This window comes from Rhizobium skierniewicense Ch11 (assembly GCF_023757665.1).
Taxonomy (GTDB): Bacteria; Pseudomonadota; Alphaproteobacteria; order Rhizobiales; family Rhizobiaceae; genus Agrobacterium; species Agrobacterium skierniewicense.
Map to the genome: position 1 here is coordinate 12,327 of NZ_RXPG01000014.1, position 17,670 is coordinate 29,996.

The following is a 17,670-nucleotide window of genomic DNA, read 5'->3' on the forward strand; positions in this document are numbered from 1 at the left end:
TCGCACCCTCCGCTGATTGCCTGTGAAAGAACAGATTACGGGTGGTTGGCGATGAAGCCGTCAACATTGTCCTTCGTGGTCAATGTGGCATCCAGCAACTGGACCGCTGGCACCTTTTCGCCGGCAACGATTTTCACCGCAGAATCCACGGCTTCGCGGCCCATCTTTTGCGTCTGTTGTGTCGCGGTCACGTCAAAGACGCCATTCTTGAGGGCTTCGAGAGCGGCGGTGTCACCGTCAAATCCACCCAGCGTGATCGTCTGTGTCGGCTTGGCAACCTTGATGGCCTGAGCCGCGCCAAGCGCCAGACCATCGGCCTGGGCAAAGACGATCGAAATATCGGGATTGGCTTGAAGCATGTTCTGCATGATCTGGAAGCCTTCATCCTGGCTCCAGAGGTTCGACCACTGCTCCGCAACGATCTTGACGTCCGGATAGGCCTTCACAGCTTCCATGCAACCTTTGGTGCGGTCGACCTCAGGCGTGGTACCCTTCTGGCCGTGGATCATGACCATCTTTCCCTTACCGCCAGCCTTTTCGAGGATGTGCTTGCAAACGGCATTGGCAGAAGCCACGGAATCCGTGGCGAGAAACGTATCACCCGGGGCGCCGTTAGCGTTGCGGTCAATGTTGATGACCGGTACGCCTGCTGCCTTGGCCAGCTTGACAGGAACCGTCGCGGCAGCGGCACCCGCCGGGATGTAAATGAGCGCGTCGATATTCTGCGTGAGAAGATCCTGGATTTGGTTGACCTGCGTCGGTCCATCACCCTTTGCATCGACGGTAACGACCGTGATCCCGCGTGTTTTGGCTTCGGCTTCGACAGCTTGCTTGATCTGGTTGAAGAAGTTTGCCTGAAGATTGGCGACCGCGAGGCCGATCTTTTTCACGTCCTTGGCCTGCACGGCACCGAACGAAAGCGAAAGAAGGGCAGCGGACGTCATCAGAATGCGAGCTAGTTTCATTATTTCCTCCTGGGTTAAACCTGACCTTTTGGTACGTCCTCCGCCCTCAGGTCTTTGCTCCTCTTCAATGTCTCGAAGGGGAATTCTTCTGTCGGGCGGTGAGGCCCGGAGGTATCAGCTCCTGCGGCGGCGTAGCGTTTCCGCGCCAACGGCAAGAATGATGACCACACCGATGATGACCTGCTGCAGGAACGGCGACACGTTGAGCAGGTTGAGGCCGTTTCGAAGCACGCCGATGATCAGCACACCGATCAGCGTTCCGCCAATGCCACCCGAACCGCCCGTCAGAGACGTACCGCCAATGACCACCGCTGCAATGGTGTCGAGTTCGTAACCAAAGCCGCTCGACGGCTGGACAGAGTCCAGGCGCGCAGCCAGCACGATGCCCGCAAGCCCTGCCAGCATGGCGCACAGGACATAGACACTGATGGTGACGATATGAACCTTGATGCCGGCAAGACGCGCGACCTCAGGATTGCCACCCACCGCATAGACCATCCGACCTTCGGCACGAAACTGCAGGAAAATCCAGGCCGCGATCAGCACCGCAATCATGACGAAAACCGTTGCGGTCAGCACCCCGAAGTGGCGATCGATGGCCAGCATCATGAACCAGTCCGGAAAACCAACGATCTGCTGGCCGTCGGTGATCATGTTGGCGACACCACGCGCGGCGGACATCATGGCAAGCGTCGCGATGAAGGCAGGAACCCTGAAGGCCGTTATCAGGATTCCTACGATCAAACCGCTGATACCAGAGGCAATAAGCGCCAGGATAATCGCAAAACCCATTGGCAGGCCGGCAACGTTGGCCGTCCACCCCATGATCATCATTGACAATGCAAGAACCGAGCCGACCGAAAGATCGATACCACCGATCAAAATGACGAAGGTCATGCCGACCGCCATGATGCCGATGACCGTGATCTGGTCGAGTATGTTCAACCCATTGCGGACTGACAGAAATGTATCCGTGCCAAAACTAAGGAAGATGCATAGCGCCAACAGGCCCATCAGCGGGCCAGTGGCTCCCTTGAGTTTGGCAAATGGATTTCTGGACGAGCGGCTTTGCTCCTTGAGATCAATCGCAGCCATCGTTCCTCCCAATGATCGGCACAAATGCCGGTAAAGTAGAATAAATATTCACCTTTGCTGGAAAATTCATTAGCAATGGCTTTTCCTGCTGTCAAGAGCAGATGTCTGTCCTGAGCTTTTAGCTTGAGGTTTGACGTTTGAACAAACCGCACCTCACCTCTTGACTAATTTTACTGATGTGCAAATATATCTCAATATGAATATTTATTCAGGAGAAATATGCCATGCAGCTTACGGAGCTTGAGCTAATTGCTCGCCAGATTCGCCGGCGCGATTTACAGGCCGTATTTGAAGCTGGTGCGGGACACATTGGCGGCGAGATGTCGGTGATCGATATGCTGACAGCTCTGTATTTCCATGTCCTGCGTGTGTCCCCGGATGCACCGCATGACCCCAATCGTGATCGTTTCGTTCTATCCAAAGGACACACCGCTTGCGCGCTCTATATAACGCTCGCTAAACGCGGTTTCCTTCCGGAGGACGAAATTTCGACGTTCCTCAAGCCTTATTCCCGTCTGAACGGCCACCCAAACCGCAACAAGGTGCCAGGCGTTGAGACGAACACTGGGCCGCTGGGTCACGGTCTTCCTGTTGCCGTCGGAATGGCGAAAGCGGCGAAACTGTCCGGTGCTGATTACCATACCTATGTTATCACCGGCGACGGCGAGATGCAGGAAGGCTCCAACTGGGAAGCGATTATGGCCGCCGCGCAATTTGGTCTCGACAATCTGACGCTGGCAATCGATCACAACCGTTTCCAACAGGGCGCGGCCCTGTCCGACACCAACGATATTGCCCCCCTACGCCCCAAGCTGGAAGCGTTCGGTTGGGACGTCACGGAGATCAACGGCAACGACATGTCGCAAATCGTGCCTGCATTCGAACATCGTGGCTCTCGTCCACATTGCATCGTTGCCCATACCAACAAGGGCCACGGTATTTCCTTCATGCAGGACCGTGTCGACTGGCATCACAAGGTGCCGAGCAAGGAACAATATGACATCGCCATGCGCGAATTGTCGGAGGCATCATGATGAACGCACCTGTATCAAGCACGAAACTTTATGACTGCCGCGATGCCTTCGCAGAAACTCTGGAAAGACTGGCCGCCAAAGACGATACGGTCGTCGCTGTGTGCAACGACTCTGTCGGCTCCTCCAAGCTCGGCGGTTTCAAATCCAAGTTCCCTGAGCGCCTGATCAATGTCGGCATTGCCGAACAGAATATGATCGGCGTCGGTGCTGGCCTTGCCAATGGCGGCCGCCTGCCCTTCGTCTGCGCCGCATCCTGTTTTTTGACGGGTCGAGCACTGGAACAGATCAAGGCCGACATCGCCTATTCAAACGCCAATGTGAAGCTGGTCGGCATATCCTCAGGCATGGCTTATGGCGATCTGGGGCCGACACACCATTCCATCGAAGACTTTGCCTGGACCCGCGTGCTGCCGAACCTGCCAGTCATTGCGCCTTGCGACAGGATCGAGACGGCAGCAGCCATCGAATGGGCCGCCAGCTATGCCGGTCCCTGCTTTCTGCGCCTGTCGCGCGTTGGCGTGCCGGACCTTCTGCCGGAAGGTCACGTCTTCGAACTCGGCCGTGCCAACCTACTGAGAGACGGCTCCGATGTAACGCTGATCGCGAACGGCACCTTGACCCACCGAATGATGAAAGCCGCAGACATTCTGGCGATGCGCGGCATCGAGGCGCGCGTTCTCAACATGGCAACCGTCCGCCCGATCGATGAAGACGCCATCATCGCGGCGGCAAAAGAAACAGGTGCGATCGTAACGGCCGAGGAGCATTCGATCTATGGTGGCCTCGGTTCGGCGATTGCTGAAGTCGTTGTCGATCATGCTCCGGTTCCGATGAAGCGGCTCGGCGTTCCAGGCATTTTTGCCCCCACAGGTTCGGCAGAATTTCTGCTGGACGAATTCGGCATGGCACCGGCAGCGATCGCCGATGCGACTGAAACGCTTCTCAAGCGGAAATAAGTCAATCAGACGACTGGCCGGGCCGTCGAAAGGCTACCCGGCTTTTTGAAAAGGACGGGGAGAGAGATTATCATGCGGGCAATTCTTGCCATTGATCAGGGCACCACAAATTCCAAGGCACTGCTCGTTTCGGAATCCGGTGCCGTGCTCTCGCGTGGTGCATCTCCCGTTGGAATTTCCTATCCACAGCCCGGCTGGGTCGAGCAGAGCGCTGAGCGTATATGGAACTCTGTTTGCGAAGCGGTCGACGCTTGTTTGAAAGGCGCAGCAGACGTTAAGATTGAGGCTCTAGCGATCTCCAATCAGCGTGAATCCGTCACCATGTGGGATGCGAAAACGGGTGAGGCGCTCGGGCCTGTCATCAGTTGGCAATGCCGCCGCACGGCCACTGACTGCGCCCGATTGATCGAAGCAGGGCATCTTGATCACGTCCAGTCGATCACAGGCCTACCACTGGACCCTATGTTTCCAGGCCCGAAAATGCGATGGCTGCTGGACCGGGCACCGGCTGGGCGGGCGGTCCGTCTTGGCACAATCGACAGTTGGCTTATTCATCGTCTGACCAGCGGAAAATTGCATGCCTGCGATGCCTCGAATGCCGCGCGCAGCCAGTTATTCGATCTCAAACGCCAGGTCTGGAGCGACGAACTCTGTGCTTTGTTTGGCGTAACGAAAGACGCCCTGCCCGACGTGCGCGACAGTTCAGGCGACTTCGGTGTTACACATGGCTTTCCCGGTGTGGCAGACGGAACACCCATCCGCGCAGCAATCGGTGACAGCCATGGCGCATTGTTTGGACACGGCGCATTCCATCCCGGTGATGGCAAGGTCACATTCGGCACGGGCTCATCGGTTATGACAACCCTGCCGGAATTTCTTGCACCCGATCATGGCATCACCACCACCGTTGCCTGGCGCATAGGCGGCGTGCCAACATTCGCCTTCGAAGGCAATATTCTCGTTTCGGCTGCGAGCCTCCCTTGGATGGCCGACATTCTTGGTCTGTCCGATGTCGCGACTCTCGTTGATCTCGCCGCCACTGCCGAGCCTGGCGGACCGGGATTTGTTCCCGCCTTTGTTGGCCTCGGCGCGCCGCACTGGGACTCGGATGCACGTGCTCTGTTCTCCCAGATCAATTTCAGCACCACGCGGGCGCAGATGGCACGGGCAGTGACGGATTCCATCGGCTTTCAGGTTCGCGATGTTTTCGCAGCGATGCAAAGCCTGGCCCGGACCAACTTTGGCGCACTCTATGTGGATGGTGGTCCAAGTCAGAACCGGTTTTTGATGCAGACGGTGGCCGATGCGCTGGCGCATCCTGTCATTCAATGTGAAGCACCCGAAGTGTCGGCACTGGGTGCGGCCCATCTCGCCGGTTTGTCGATCGGCCTGTGGCCAGATCTGGAAGCCATCTCGGCCCTTGCCCGCACCACATCTCGCATCGAACCCACTGCCAACAGCGGGGGTGACGATATTCAGACTTGGAAAGATGCAATTGCTCGCTCGACGTTTCGACCGGCACTCGGTAAAGGTGAATAAAAATTCACCATGGAGTGATGATGGGACGCCTCAATGAACTCCGTCTGATTTCGCGGGTGGCACAGATGTATCACATCGAGCACAAGCGGCAGGCTGAAATTGCGCAACATCTGCGCCTGTCACAGGCAACGGTGTCACGAATGCTGAAACGGGCCGAGGCGGAAGATATCGTACGCACGTCCGTCATTCCGCCAGCAGGAACCTACGCGGATCTGGAGCAGGCTCTGCGCGAGCGCTACAATCTTCCAGAGGCTGTTGTCGTTGACTGTTCCGAAGACCGTGACGGCGCGATCATGGCGCGGATTGGCGAGGCCGCCGCGCATCTTCTCGAAATTACCCTCACACCGGGCGAGATAATTGGCGTTTCGAGCTGGAGCCAGACGATCTTTAAGATGGTCGAAAACATCCATCCCCAGAAAAGCGCACAGGCAAAATATGTCGTGCAGACGCTTGGCGGGATGGGCGACCCCTCGGTGCAAACTCATGCCACCCAGTTGACGACGCGACTGGCAAAACTGACCGGGGCGGAGCCAAAACTTCTTTCGGTCCAGGGTGTCACGACGTCCCGTGAAGCCAAGTTGCTGATGATGGGCGACCCATACGTACGCGATACACTTGATCTTTTCGGCAGCATTTCCCTGGCCATCGTCGGCATCGGGGCCGTCGAACCCTCAGAGCTTCTGGCTCGCTCGGGAAATATTTTCTCTGCGAGAGAACTCGCAGATCTGGCCGAGGCCGGTGCGGTGGGCGACGTATCCCTTCGCTTTTTCGATAAGGATGGAAACCTCGTCAAAACACCGCTTGATGAACGCGTCATCGGCATTTCACTGGAAGACCTCTCAAAAGTCGAACGGGTGATTGCTTTGGCAGGCGGACAGGAAAAAACCGCCGCTATCGCCGGCGCACTCCGCACCGGCGTGATCGACATGCTGGTGACGGACAAGTTTACCGCGGAGCGGCTGACAAGGTAAAGCCCACGGGACATCCGTAGAGGCAAGATTAACAGATTTCGGTCCAGAACGGCGGAGGCTGATGTTCACTTCCTCTTCCGGCGTCTCTCGTCTCGTCACAAAACACTCTCATGTCCTACGATCCGAAACCTACGATCAGCAACAAGATCCTCTGCCTTGTCGTCACCATTTGTCTCATCGGTCATGCGGAGAGAGTGTTGCCAGAGGAAGGTGGAAGACCAGCGCGCTTTCAGAACATGAAGCACACGAGCGGGAAAAAAGCCAAGGATGTGACCATGCCAAAGCGATCCTTTGGCGTCATTTGGAGGGAAACGTATCGATTGCAGACGTAGCAGAAGCCTCCAATCTGTGCCGGGGATATTCCATCCCTGTGGTTTCGCAGACCAGCGCCACTTCACGCGTGTGTTTTCCAGTGTTGTTGGAACGTCTCCCGGAAGTTGGCGCCGCGACGCCTGACGTCTTTTCTCAAAAGCGCTCCTTTCGGGTTCCAGATAGGCCAGGATCAATCCAGAATTATTATCAGGCTTTTTTCGGAAGCCTGGGCACTGGATTTCTATGGAACACCGGTCAGGGGCTATTTGCCTTGCTACTAAACGCATCGATCAACACTTGACGCATTTCGTTCATCGGCCTCTCTTGCGTTGAGGTGGGCGTCATTCCCCAAGAAAAACCGCTCTTCTGTAAGCGCTCAAGCAGTTTTGCATCATCTGTGACGATATGCACCGGCACCGCCCTTGAGGCATCCGACCTAGTTATGACGGACGCGGGCTGGTGATCACCCAGGATGATGTACACCGCGCCTTTCCCCTGTCGGGCCATGAAGTCTCCGAGCGTTTCCAACGAATAATCGATTGTCTGGATGTACTGATCGCGGACGCGTTCGGGATTGGCCCAGACCACAGAAGGGGAATCGCCGCTGGTAGCCTGATTGTTGAAAATGACGCCATCACCGATGTCGTCCCAGTCAACCAGTTTAGGCACGGGCGTCCAAGGCGCATGGCTGGAGATAAGGGCAATTTCTGCCATTACGTTTTGTCCGCGTCCATGAGCGGGCTTCAACGCGAGGCGATCAAACGCAGACAGGGTGTACTGGTCCGGCATCGTGACCCAGTTAAAGGGCTTTCCGCGGTATTCCAGGTTGGACGCCGAAAGGATCTGATCGTAACCGAAATAGTCCGCCTCCGGCCACGCCATGGTGATGGCCGGCATAACCGCGACGGTATGCCAGCCCGCTTGCAAAAACAGCCGGTTCAAGCTCGGTTGGCGGCTTATCATCAGACGGTCGTAACGGGCCTGACTATCTACCCATAAGCCGGAAAGCAACGTGCCATGAGCCAGCCAGCTCAATCCGCCAACAGTGGGCGATGTGACCCAGCCGCTTGCAACATTCAGGTTCGCCGCCTCGAGCTGCTTCTGCATCGCCGACAGCCGGGGTGCGGTCACGCTTGAATATCTCGGATCCTCAATTGCAGAACGCCCGTAAGACTCCACGAAGATGAGGATCACGTCCTTGCCTTTCACGGCCTGGAAGAGATCCTTTCCACTCTGCGGACCAAGACCAATATCGAGTTGTTTTTCGAACACCTGCATGTCTGCGAAGGAGCGGACAACGAGGCCGAGCCTTCCGGCCAGATAGGTGGGTGTCGCGAACTCCACACGCGTCTTGTCGAGCCAAGCAAGAATTCCAGCGACTGCGATTGCGACCGAAAAACCGCAAATGAGCAGCCTTCGAAGCCCTTTAACGGCCTCGGCCATCTGCCGGAGCGATTTGAGAAAAACCGTGACGATCAACAGGATTAGGACGATGCAGCCAGCCAAAGCTATCAGGGCCGCGGGCGTTCCGATCGTGCGGGAAATCAGGTTCCAGCCATCGGTCAACATCTTCACATCCAGATAGGGATTGAACGGCCGCTGGAATGCCGTCTGCACGCCTATATCTGAAATCTTCAGGAAGAGGACGATAAAAACCAACAAACTGCAAAGATAAATGATGATACGCCTGAGCAGTCCCTGTGTCATCAACACGAGAATGGCGATAACAGGCCATTCAAGCGGGAGGCGCAAAAAGGCGCTCAACTCGAGAGATGCAGGGTGATCAGGCAGAGTGAAAGCAAGAAATGCAGTGACGGAGAAAAGCACTGCGCCAATAACAGCTTTCAAGTTAACGTGTTTGATATCAACCCGGTTTTCTCCAGTCACTTCAATCCGCTCCCATTGATGGCACGTAGAACTCTCTTGGAAAAACAGACAAGACACAAAGGCGGCTGCGCTTGAACAAACTGCGAATATTGGTATCCTTTATTGCTCTGGCGTTCTTTGTAACCATCATTCTTCAAGCCGATTTGGCGGCAGTTAAACAGTCGCTGTCCCGCATTTCGTGGACTGCGGCTCTATGTGGCCTTGCGCTCGTTCAGGTGCAAATTGTGCTTTCGGCGTTGCGGTGGCGCTTCACGTCCCGGCGTCTTGGCCAGGACATCGCACTTTCTACAGCAATCCGCGAATATTACGTCGGCAGCCTTTTGAATCAAACGCTGCCGGGCGGCATGGGCGGCGACGCTTTGAGAGCGTGGAGACTGCGCAGCGAAGAGCATGGCGGATGGAAACAATCCGCCAAAGCCGTTATTTTCGAAAGGCTTTCCGGCCAGATTGCCCTTTTCGTCATGGCTTTCATTGGTCTGATTATTTGGCCCTTCGTCACAAAAGCCGATCTCTCCCGATATTCGTGGCATTACATCGTTATCGGCACTGCCGTCCTCGCAGCGGTCATATTGGTCACCCTTTGGGCCAAGACGCGGAAGGTGGTGGAAAGCGAATTTCTCGAGAGCTTGCTGACCGTCTTTGTTCGGCGAAATGCATGGCTGTTTCAAGCTTCGACAAGCGCCGCCATTCTCTGCTCCTATATCGCAGTGTTCCTGATAACAGCAAACACTGTGGGCTCCAATCTGCCATGGGTCGCGGGGCTTACAATCATCCCGTTCTGTCTGGTGGCGATGCTGATACCGACTGGGTTTGGCGGCTGGGGAACACGTGAAGCGGCAGCGATGGCGCTGTGGCCCATGCTCGGCGCTTCCTCTGTCGATGGTCTTGCCGCGAGTATTACCTATGGCTGGCTCTCTCTTGCCGGTGCTGCACCTGGTGTCGTCTTTCTCCTTACTCCCTCGCTCCCCGACCGTAAAAACCGCCCAAATGGACCGGCATAAACGGAAAGAGGCGGGACGAAAACCGGACTGTACAGGCGTCTGCCAAAGATGGTCATAGGCCGCCTCTCCTTCGCAGAAGATAAACAATGTCGATGGCAAACGACATCGTCAGCAAGGCCAAAGAAACCGCCGCAAGATAGCTTGACACTGGCACGCCGACGAACGGGACGAGGATCAGGCATAGTGCTGACACCTGAACCACACAAACAAACTTGCGCCTCATAGACGGAGGCAAATCAGCCGACAAAGCCGGGACAAACCAACCCGCGGCTACGAACCCGTAACGCATCAAACCAATGAGAAGGACCCAAGCCCCCGCCTTTGCCAGCACAGCAGCGGCCACGGAAAGAATGAGGATGAGAAGTGCATCCACTTCCATATCAAAGCGCGCCCCAAGCTCGGATTCCTGGTTGTGTTTCCGGGCGAGATAGCCATCGATACCGTCTAGAGCCAGCGCAAGAACGACGACCCCTACCAGTACCCATAAAACGGTATCGGCCTGATGCAGGCTTTCAAAGCAAATCACCGTCGCACCGGTCAGGCTGACAAGCGATCCTCGAAACGCCGTGACAAAATTGGCATAACCGAACCGGCGGTGTGGGTAACTTGGCAAAAGATACATGACAAAGCCGAAAATCAGGGAAAGGGACAGAACTGATGCGGCCACAAAATCCCAACCCAACGCCGTTTTCGATCGCACGACGATCGCAAGGATGATCGTGCCAAGCATAAGACAGGCGAGGTTCGCTAGCGTGTTATGAACAAGGGGCCGCCGATCCCTCATTTTCTCAGGGAAGTAACTCGGAGTCAGTGACATTCAATCCTCCTTGACCAACATCACTCTGCAGCAACCAGGGCTTTGATGTCCATAAGATGCCCGGCACGAAGCGTCTTGGTGCGGAGGTAATTTTGGTTTTCGGGTGTCACTGTCCCGTTGACCGCTGCACGCGCATGGACCTTGATCCCGGCTGCTCTCAAAGCGCTGATCTTCATTGGATTATTGGTATAGACCGCAACGTTCGAAATCTTCATATGAAGCAGCATCGCAACTGCCGCTTCATATCGGCGATGATCCTCTGCAAGTCCAAGCTCCGCATCAGCATCGATCGTGTCTAAGCCAAGATGCTGATATCCATAAGCGCGCATTTTTGCGCCAATACCGGTGCCTCTCCCTTCCTGATCAAGATAAAGGAGGACACCGCCGCCCGCCTGCTTAAGAAGAGCGAGCCCGTTTTGAAGCTGATCGCCGCAATCGCATTTCAGCGAACCACAAAGATCCCCTGTAATGCAGGAGGAATGGATCCGGATCGGAACGGTCCGTGATACATCCGGTTTTCCAACGACGATCGCGACCTGGTCCTTCTGCGCGAGCCCGCCTCGGAAAACGACAAATTCAGCGTCCCCAAGCTCTTTAAGAGGAACACGGGTGCGAACAACCTGTTCAAACCGCTGGCGAGCGGAATCCGCGCCCTTCAGATGCGCTGCAGATAATTCGCAGCATCCCGCAAAGTTTTTGCTTGTGGCGGAGATATCGGCGATCACCATCGCTGGCAGCAGAAGAGCAATTCTCGCCAGTTCTGCCGATTGGGACGCAAGAGCATCCGCAGCGATCCACTTTGAAGGTGGCTCTGCGCCAAGAGAATAGGAAAGCCTGGACGCCGCCTCGAAATTCACACCTGCAAGAGGTGTCAGCACGTCTCTGTTGCCTGTAATACCCAGGCGCTTGGCACGAGGGGCGGTCAGCAGAAGCGAGTGTCGGTTCTCTGTCGCCGCTGCGAAGTGATCGTAAAGCGAGGGCGCGGCGGCATCGAGAGCAAGCACCGCCATCTTTCGGTCGTCGGTGGAAAACAGAATGGGGCGGCCATGACGAAGCTCTGAGGCGGCACGCTCTACGTCGATTTCTGGCTTAGAGAACTGGAAGTATGGCTCGGCGGCATATGACATCTAACATAGTCTCCCTATACATTTTCATTTTTTACGAGCAAAATTGCAGGCTGGATTTCTTGCAGACGTAAATTTATTGACGGCCGCCCAGGGAACAAAACGTCGCTCCCGGTCATACGCTCCATTGACATGTACATATTGGGATCACTCTTTTGGCACCTGTTTCCGGCACGACGACAATCTCCGACCGAAATTCATCCCGAGCACTGTGGATCGAGAGCGAAGGTCGGTGTGCCATGAGGGAGGAAATCCTGCGCGCGGCGGCGCCTCACGAGGTCCTTGTTCGAAGCCTGTACAGCGGCATCAGTCGAGGAACGGAATCCCTCGTGCTCGATGGTCGTGTGCCACAAAGCGAGTTTGAGCGGATGCGTGGGCCCCATATGGAGGGCGATTTTCCGTTTCCTGTAAAATATGGGTACTCCTGTGTCGGGCTGGTGGAAGTGGGACCACCAGAATTGCTCGGCAAGACGGTATTCTGCCTCCACCCGCATCAGGACGTCTTCATCACGACACCAGACATGGTTTCTCCGTTGCCGGAGCGACTCTCGCCTGAGCGCGCTGTACTCGCCGCGAATATGGAGACCGCACTCAACATTGTGTGGGACGCTCTCATTCAACCTGGTGATCGTGTTGCAGTTTTTGGTGGCGGCGTTGTGGGAACACTTGTGGCCAGCCTGTCCAACAAAATAGCAGGAACAGAGACCGTTCTCGTTGAAGTCGATCCTGATCGCCGTGCACATGTGGAAGCGATGGACATCCGCTTCATCGAGGCCCGCAATCTGGACGGCGAATTCGATGTCCTCATAAACGCGTCTGCATCCGCCGCCGCTCTTTCTGATGCCATTCAGCACGCAGGCATGGAAGCGCGGATCATAGAAGCAAGCTGGTACGGGGAGAAAAGCGTCACGATCCCGCTCGGCGGCGCGTTCCACTCCAGACGGCTTTCATTCATAAGTTCACAAGTCGGGTCCATTCCAGCGTTTCGCAAAGCGCGCTGGACGTTTGGGCGCCGTATGGCAAAAGCTCTCGATCTTTTGCTCGACCATCAGCTGGATCACTTAATTTCGGGGGAGACGGCGTTCACTGATCTGGCTGACGAGTATCCACGTATTTTGTCATCGAAGCATACGCTTTGTCATCGCATACGCTACCCATGAAAGAGAGACCATGTTCGCAGTTGAAGTCAGAGACCACGTTATGATCGCCCATAGTCTACAGCGCCCGGTCTTCGGGCCAGCCCAAGGCATGCATGGCGCGACTTTCGTCGTTGACGCGGCCTTTTTTACCCGAGATGTGGATGAGGATGGTCTGGCGGTCGATATTGGCGCAGCGACCACAGTCCTCTCGGAGGTCCTCAAGCCGCTGAACTATCAGAACCTGGATGAGGTCGATATCTTCAAAGGCAAGATCACAACGACAGAAGTTATCGCGAAACATATATTTGATGAGCTTGCCTCAGCCGTCGCATCCAAGCGCCTCGGACCCGGTAGCTACCGTATTTCGCGTCTCAAAATTACCTTGCATGAATCTCACGTAGCTCGTGGATGGTATGAGGCAGACCTTTGAATCAAAGCCTTACGTTTGCTTACCCCGGAGACCTCGAACTGAGGACCGGCGGGTACGGCTATGATCGGGAAATTATCAGGGAGTTAAGACATCTCGGCTGGGACGTCACACTTCTTCCGTTGGGCGACGGTTTTCCGTCCCCCAGCCGGGAGACACTGGGAGAGGCAGAAAGGCAGATATCCGCCTTGGAGGACGGTACGCTTGTCGTGATTGACGGCCTGGCTTTCGGTGTTATGGATGAATGGGCAGCCCGTGAGGGTGACCGATTGCGGATTATTGCGCTGGTTCATCACCCACTGGCACTGGAAACGGGAATAAGCGCAGAGCGGCAGGCACAGGTTCGGCAAAGTGAGACCAAAGCGCTGAGTGCCGTGCGTCACATTTTAGTGACCTCACCCATGACGGCGGGTGAACTTAAAAAGAACTTTGGCGTATCTGGTCTCAACATCACCGTAGCTTTGCCAGGGACCGTGAAGCCACCAGCATCAGATAAGGTCGAGAACGACATCCCTCAAATCTTGTCGGTGGGTTCTCTGACCAGGCGAAAGGGGCACGACATCCTCATTTCTGCGCTCGCAACAGTCCGTGAGCTTGATTGGTGCACAACCATCATCGGCAGTCCGCATTTGGACCCCGAGGTGGCAGACAGCCTGGATGAGCAGATCAGGATGCTCAACCTTTCAAGCCGCGTTGTTCTTGCAGGTGAATCCGATGATCTGACCGCAGCTTACGTGAAAGCTGACATCTTCGCGCTGGCAAGCCGTTATGAGGGCTATGGCATGGTGTTCGCTGAAGCTCTATCGCACGGGCTTCCGATCGTTGCCTGCAAAGCAGGAGCGGTGCCGGATGTTGTCCCGAGTGAGGCGGGCTTGCTGGTTCCGGTGGATGACGTCGAAGCAATCGCATCCGCCTTAAGACTTTTGCTGACGGATCGTCGGGAACGCGACCGTCGCGCTGAGGCAGCGGGACGCGCCGGTGCGTTGCTTCCAGGATGGGAAGATACAGCGAACATCATTTCGACCACATTGAAAGAGTTGGCATGAGCGGTTTTGACAAGGAATGGCTGAAACTTCGTGAACCTGCAGACAGGCAGGCAAGATCGGAGCCGATTCTTGCGAGGTTTCGGCAATATCTCGATCCTCTCCGAGAGCCTCATGTCATTTTGGACGTGGGTTGTGGCACGGGATCGACCTACCGCACGCTCTCTCAGGAGCTGCCACGCTCCAATTGGAAGCTTCTGGACTACGAAAGCGTGTTGCTGGAAGAGGCCCAGCGCCTGATTGGCCTGCAAGACAATATCGAGTTTCACTGCCAGGACCTGAACAGCCTCGACGAAACGCTTCTGAACGACGTCAGCATTGTCACCGCGTCGGCTCTTTTCGATCTGTGCTCTGCCGATTTTTGCGACAGGTTCGTGGCGCGGCTTGCCGATCGACGGATTGGACTCTATGCGGCTCTCACCTATGATGGTGTTATGGAGTGGTCGATCAGGCACCCGCTGGATGCGCAGATTGCTGCGGACTTCAACCTCCACCAACGCTTTGACAAGGGGTTTGGACGAGCCCTCGGTCCAACTGCCGCCGGTCACCTCGCTGATCTGTGTGAAGCATCAGGTTTCTCCGTGGAGACCGCCGACAGTCCTTGGCATCTGGGGCCGTCTTCCGCAAAACTCCAGAAAGAATTTCTGGCGGGTCTTCAAGAACCAATCCACGAAATCGGCAATGTGAATGAGCTTGAATTCAAAACGTGGCTCGACTTCCGTCACTCACATATTGACCTCAATGGCAGTCTCTGCATTGTTGGACACAGGGATCTTCTGGCTCTTCCCCGCACCGAGATGTGAACCCGGCTTCATGTCGCAGTCGAACAACACATCGCGTCCAAGCAGATAGACCTCAGCAGAGGGACGTTGAGCATTGCAAAGCTCCGTAATGGGAGCAAGGGATATGCCGCAAGGTCCAGAACCGATGATCAAGGGCGATATGGTGACATGGAGACGATCCACATGGCCTGCATCAATGAAACGGGCAATCGTTTTTGCGCCCCCTTCCACCAGGGTCCGTTTCAAACCACGGTCCGCCAGGCATTCGAGAATGTCACTGGGGTCAAGGCCTGAAGACCCGCGCTGAAGTCTTACAACTTCACACCCATGTGCGGACCGAGATGCATCATTGCCTTGGATAACGATAACCGGCGCTGTGCCCTCATGAAACAGACGCTCGTTTCCAGTCAATTCACCTCGACAGTCGATCACAACACGCGTCGGACTTGGGCCGTTCACCTCTCGCACGGAAAGACGAGGATCATCATTCTGCACGGTTCCAATTCCAACGATAACTGCATCAACAAGCGCGCGACATCGGTGGAGATGCGCGAGTCCCTCTGGTCCGGAGATGTCGCGCGCATCCCCGCTCGGGGTGGCAACACGTCCATCAAGAGACTGACCAACCTGCGCCAGAACGAAACGATCCTTGGCAGACGCGAGCGGGCCGTAAAGAGAAAAGGCGGGGCCGATCTCATTCCTGTGAAGTCCGTCGTCACCACTGCGCATCGAAAGAAGTCGCGTCCAGAGCCTGTCGGTCATGTGGAGGTTGTTCATCGACGTCCTTGTCTAAAGAATTCGGTAAACCGTGGTGTCTCGACGGATCAGATGGTGAAACATCACTGCCAAGATGTGTAACGTGAAAAGCGCTAAAACGATCCATGCACTCCACTCGTGAACCGCGGAGAGGATCGACGCGACATCCGGCGATTTGCCGAGCGGACTCCAGACTGGCAATATCCCGAACCACTTGAGGGGAAAGCCATGGGCATTTGTGGCCAAGAAGCCGGAGACCGGCATGATGATCAAAAAGATGTAGAATAGCCCGTGAACCATGTGTGCTGCTCGGCGCTCGATTGCAGGTCCGTCTATTGGAGGAGCTTTTCGATAGAGCCGAGCTCCAACTCTAAGCAGCATGACCCAGAGTACGAGAAAGCCCAAGCTTTCATGCACGAGATAGAAGTCCAGCTTAACGTCGTCCTTGACGAAGCCGATCATCAGTCCCAAAAACCAAACATAGATGTACCCCGCTCCAAGCGTCGTGAGGAAGTGGTGTCCACAAGAGGATTCGAACCTCCGACCCCAGGATTCATACCACTTCGGTTTTAACCGCCGCCCGCAAGCGTTCGTGGTCTGGACTGTCCCTTCACCATGGGCCTGAGCCTTTAGGTGCTACCCATCCAGTCTCTACACCTTCAACGGATTTCTCCGAAGCTTGGCTCGGGATTGGCATGCTGATAGTCCAGCGAAGCGTTCCCCGAATTTGAGTAGATCGACTACAACCTTTCGGAGTATAGCCCCCAATTTTGCAACCAGGAATCCTGTGCTCTATCCTGCTGAGCTATGTGGACAAACCTTCCTTCAAGATGGTTCGTAGCCCATGCTCTGCCGAAGATCAACACCCCAGCGACAACGGCGATTTGCATTGAACGGTGAGTTCAAGGACCCGAACATCAGATTCGCGGGAAGCATTTCAATTGGCTCAACCCCTGGGGTTGCCTAACACGTGCTCTTGAATGGCGACTAATTTTCAGCCTCCAGGCGCAGCAGTAAATTTACTGGACCGTCAACGGCCTGCCCTGCCGACGATTTTTCCCGACCAGTAAACTTTCACACTATGAAAGGTGCTCTATCCGACTGAGCTACGTGGACACAAGCATTGCTGCGAGAAGGGTGTTTAGCTCAGAATCGCAAGCACATCAACCTCTTCGATGCGAGTTGATGAATGCCTTTGGCAAAGTCATATCATAACGCTCAGCCATGTGATGAATAGGTTTGACCACTGCAAGAAGAGGAGACAGGATCGTGTCCCGCTGGGTGGTGTAGCTGACAGGGTTGTCACCACCGACGAGCGACGACATGATGAACCTACGCTCACGCGTTGAGAAGAGTTCCGACGCCGATTTGCTGCGCGAGATGATCGGCTTTGCTGCCGAGAAGCTGATGGCCCTGGAGGTTGGCACGAAGACCGGTGCAGGCTATGGCGAGAAGAATGGCTTCCGACTGGCTCAGCGTAACGGCTATCGCGACCGGGATTGGGAGACACGGGCGGGCACCGTCGAGCTGCGTATTCCCAAGCTTCGTACTGGCAACTATTTCCCGAGTTTTTCGGAGCCGCGCCGAATGGCCGAGAAGGCTCTGACGGCTGTCATTCAGGAGGCTTACATCCAGGGCGTTTCGACCCGCTCCGTTGACGATCTCGTTAAGGCCATGGGTATGTCGGGCATTTCCAAGAGCCAGGTCAGCCGCCTGTGCGAAGAGATCGACGAGAAGGTGAAGACCTTCCTCGACCGTCCCATCGAGGGCGAGTGGCCATACCTCTGGATCGATGCCACCGACCTGAAGGTCCGGCGCGGCG

18 protein-coding genes are annotated in these 17,670 nt (G+C 55.7%); 11 read left to right on the forward strand and 7 right to left on the reverse strand.

All coding sequences use genetic code 11. From position 1 onward, the window contains the following. Positions 1 to 35: 35 nt before the first annotated feature. A complete protein-coding gene (locus tag EKM04_RS12335; protein WP_183897920.1) occupies positions 36 to 965 on the reverse strand; it encodes a sugar ABC transporter substrate-binding protein in 930 nt (309 codons plus the stop codon). A 114-nt stretch (positions 966 to 1,079) separates the two neighbouring features. Then, positions 1,080 to 2,060 carry an ABC transporter permease gene (locus EKM04_RS12340; protein ID WP_183897919.1) on the reverse strand — a complete coding sequence of 327 codons (981 nt, stop codon included), beginning with the start codon at positions 2,058 to 2,060 and terminating at the stop codon, positions 1,080 to 1,082. Between the two features lie 224 nt (positions 2,061 to 2,284). Here EKM04_RS12340 and EKM04_RS12345 point away from each other — a divergent pair, with 224 nt between their 5' ends. The 5 genes from EKM04_RS12345 (at position 2,285) to EKM04_RS23055 (ending at position 7,016) form a co-directional block, all read left to right on the forward strand. Then, the gene (locus EKM04_RS12345; protein ID WP_183897918.1) at positions 2,285 to 3,094 is read left to right on the forward strand and encodes a transketolase; all 810 of its coding nucleotides are present in this window, start codon (positions 2,285 to 2,287) and stop codon (positions 3,092 to 3,094) included. Continuing rightward, positions 3,094 to 4,050 carry a transketolase family protein gene (locus tag EKM04_RS12350; protein WP_183897935.1) on the forward strand — a complete coding sequence of 319 codons (957 nt, stop codon included), beginning with the start codon at positions 3,094 to 3,096 and terminating at the stop codon, positions 4,048 to 4,050. The genes EKM04_RS12345 and EKM04_RS12350 overlap by 1 nt, the downstream gene beginning before the upstream one ends. A 72-nt stretch (positions 4,051 to 4,122) precedes the next feature. Further along, positions 4,123 to 5,589: an FGGY family carbohydrate kinase gene (locus EKM04_RS12355; RefSeq protein WP_183897917.1), complete on the forward strand. Its 1,467-nt coding sequence runs from the start codon at positions 4,123 to 4,125 to the stop codon at positions 5,587 to 5,589. Positions 5,590 to 5,609: 20 nt separating this feature from the next. Beyond that, the gene (locus tag EKM04_RS12360) at positions 5,610 to 6,560 is read left to right on the forward strand and encodes a sugar-binding transcriptional regulator (protein ID WP_174155855.1); all 951 of its coding nucleotides are present in this window, start codon (positions 5,610 to 5,612) and stop codon (positions 6,558 to 6,560) included. 402 nt (positions 6,561 to 6,962) lie between these two features. After that, positions 6,963 to 7,016 carry a hypothetical protein gene (locus EKM04_RS23055; RefSeq protein WP_350310109.1) on the forward strand — a complete coding sequence of 18 codons (54 nt, stop codon included), beginning with the start codon at positions 6,963 to 6,965 and terminating at the stop codon, positions 7,014 to 7,016. A 111-nt stretch (positions 7,017 to 7,127) separates the two neighbouring features. On the opposite strand, the gene EKM04_RS12370 is transcribed toward EKM04_RS23055, so the two are convergent. Continuing rightward, complete coding sequence (locus EKM04_RS12370; protein ID WP_252094064.1) at positions 7,128 to 8,816, reverse strand: LTA synthase family protein; 1,689 nt, start codon at positions 8,814 to 8,816, stop codon at positions 7,128 to 7,130. Between the two features lie 14 nt (positions 8,817 to 8,830). Between EKM04_RS12370 and EKM04_RS12375 the strand changes: the two genes are divergently transcribed. Beyond that, positions 8,831 to 9,760, forward strand: a complete 930-nt coding sequence (locus tag EKM04_RS12375) for a lysylphosphatidylglycerol synthase transmembrane domain-containing protein (RefSeq protein WP_234911069.1) — start codon at positions 8,831 to 8,833, stop codon at positions 9,758 to 9,760. A 52-nt stretch (positions 9,761 to 9,812) separates the two neighbouring features. On the opposite strand, the gene EKM04_RS12380 is transcribed toward EKM04_RS12375, so the two are convergent. Both EKM04_RS12380 and ribA read right to left on the reverse strand, forming a co-directional pair. Continuing rightward, the gene (locus EKM04_RS12380; protein WP_202049546.1) at positions 9,813 to 10,577 is read right to left on the reverse strand and encodes a CDP-alcohol phosphatidyltransferase family protein; all 765 of its coding nucleotides are present in this window, start codon (positions 10,575 to 10,577) and stop codon (positions 9,813 to 9,815) included. Between the two features lie 20 nt (positions 10,578 to 10,597). Further along, a complete protein-coding gene (ribA, locus tag EKM04_RS12385; RefSeq protein WP_183897916.1) occupies positions 10,598 to 11,704 on the reverse strand; it encodes a GTP cyclohydrolase II RibA in 1,107 nt (368 codons plus the stop codon). 236 nt (positions 11,705 to 11,940) lie between these two features. On the opposite strand from ribA, the gene EKM04_RS12390 reads away from it, so the two are divergent. From EKM04_RS12390 to EKM04_RS12405, 4 genes are read left to right on the forward strand one after another with little or no spacing between them, the layout of a single operon-like run. Then, positions 11,941 to 12,861, forward strand: a complete 921-nt coding sequence (locus tag EKM04_RS12390; RefSeq protein ID WP_234911068.1) for a zinc-dependent alcohol dehydrogenase — start codon at positions 11,941 to 11,943, stop codon at positions 12,859 to 12,861. 10 nt (positions 12,862 to 12,871) lie between these two features. Then, a complete protein-coding gene (locus EKM04_RS12395) occupies positions 12,872 to 13,270 on the forward strand; it encodes a 6-pyruvoyl trahydropterin synthase family protein (protein WP_183897914.1) in 399 nt (132 codons plus the stop codon). Next, positions 13,267 to 14,313, forward strand: a complete 1,047-nt coding sequence (locus tag EKM04_RS12400; protein ID WP_183897913.1) for a glycosyltransferase family 4 protein — start codon at positions 13,267 to 13,269, stop codon at positions 14,311 to 14,313. Before EKM04_RS12395 ends, EKM04_RS12400 begins: the two co-directional genes overlap by 4 nt. Then, a complete protein-coding gene (locus EKM04_RS12405) occupies positions 14,310 to 15,113 on the forward strand; it encodes a class I SAM-dependent methyltransferase (RefSeq protein WP_183897912.1) in 804 nt (267 codons plus the stop codon). The genes EKM04_RS12400 and EKM04_RS12405 overlap by 4 nt, the downstream gene beginning before the upstream one ends. On the opposite strand, the gene EKM04_RS12410 is transcribed toward EKM04_RS12405, so the two are convergent. Continuing rightward, on the reverse strand, positions 15,036 to 15,869 hold the full coding sequence (locus tag EKM04_RS12410; RefSeq protein ID WP_183897911.1) for a RibD family protein: 834 nt from the start codon (positions 15,867 to 15,869) through the stop codon (positions 15,036 to 15,038). The genes EKM04_RS12405 and EKM04_RS12410 overlap by 78 nt on opposite strands. A 12-nt stretch (positions 15,870 to 15,881) precedes the next feature. Continuing rightward, positions 15,882 to 16,334 (reverse strand): cytochrome b, encoded by a 453-nt coding sequence (locus EKM04_RS12415; protein ID WP_327786376.1) that lies wholly within the window; start codon positions 16,332 to 16,334, stop codon positions 15,882 to 15,884. Between the two features lie 837 nt (positions 16,335 to 17,171). On the opposite strand from EKM04_RS12415, the gene EKM04_RS12420 reads away from it, so the two are divergent. Continuing rightward, positions 17,172 to 17,670 (forward strand): transposase (locus tag EKM04_RS12420; protein WP_252094065.1); only part of this gene is annotated, 499 nt, incomplete at its 3' end.

What these genes read in the sequence shown, in the direction of transcription:
- EKM04_RS12335 (WP_183897920.1), bottom strand. Translation starts at nt 965, where the DNA reads ATGAAACTAGCTCGCATTCTGATGACGTCCGCTGCCCTTCTTTCGCTT.
- EKM04_RS12340 (WP_183897919.1), bottom strand. Translation starts at nt 2,060, where the DNA reads ATGGCTGCGATTGATCTCAAGGAGCAAAGCCGCTCGTCCAGAAATCCA.
- EKM04_RS12345 (WP_183897918.1), top strand. Translation starts at nt 2,285, where the DNA reads ATGCAGCTTACGGAGCTTGAGCTAATTGCTCGCCAGATTCGCCGGCGC.
- EKM04_RS12350 (WP_183897935.1), top strand. Translation starts at nt 3,094, where the DNA reads ATGAACGCACCTGTATCAAGCACGAAACTTTATGACTGCCGCGATGCC.
- EKM04_RS12355 (WP_183897917.1), top strand. Translation starts at nt 4,123, where the DNA reads ATGCGGGCAATTCTTGCCATTGATCAGGGCACCACAAATTCCAAGGCA.
- EKM04_RS12360 (WP_174155855.1), top strand. Translation starts at nt 5,610, where the DNA reads ATGGGACGCCTCAATGAACTCCGTCTGATTTCGCGGGTGGCACAGATG.
- EKM04_RS12380 (WP_202049546.1), bottom strand. Translation starts at nt 10,577, where the DNA reads ATGTCACTGACTCCGAGTTACTTCCCTGAGAAAATGAGGGATCGGCGG.
- ribA (WP_183897916.1), bottom strand. Translation starts at nt 11,704, where the DNA reads ATGTCATATGCCGCCGAGCCATACTTCCAGTTCTCTAAGCCAGAAATC.
- EKM04_RS12390 (WP_234911068.1), top strand. Translation starts at nt 11,941, where the DNA reads ATGAGGGAGGAAATCCTGCGCGCGGCGGCGCCTCACGAGGTCCTTGTT.
- EKM04_RS12395 (WP_183897914.1), top strand. Translation starts at nt 12,872, where the DNA reads ATGTTCGCAGTTGAAGTCAGAGACCACGTTATGATCGCCCATAGTCTA.
- EKM04_RS12405 (WP_183897912.1), top strand. Translation starts at nt 14,310, where the DNA reads ATGAGCGGTTTTGACAAGGAATGGCTGAAACTTCGTGAACCTGCAGAC.
- EKM04_RS12410 (WP_183897911.1), bottom strand. Translation starts at nt 15,869, where the DNA reads ATGAACAACCTCCACATGACCGACAGGCTCTGGACGCGACTTCTTTCG.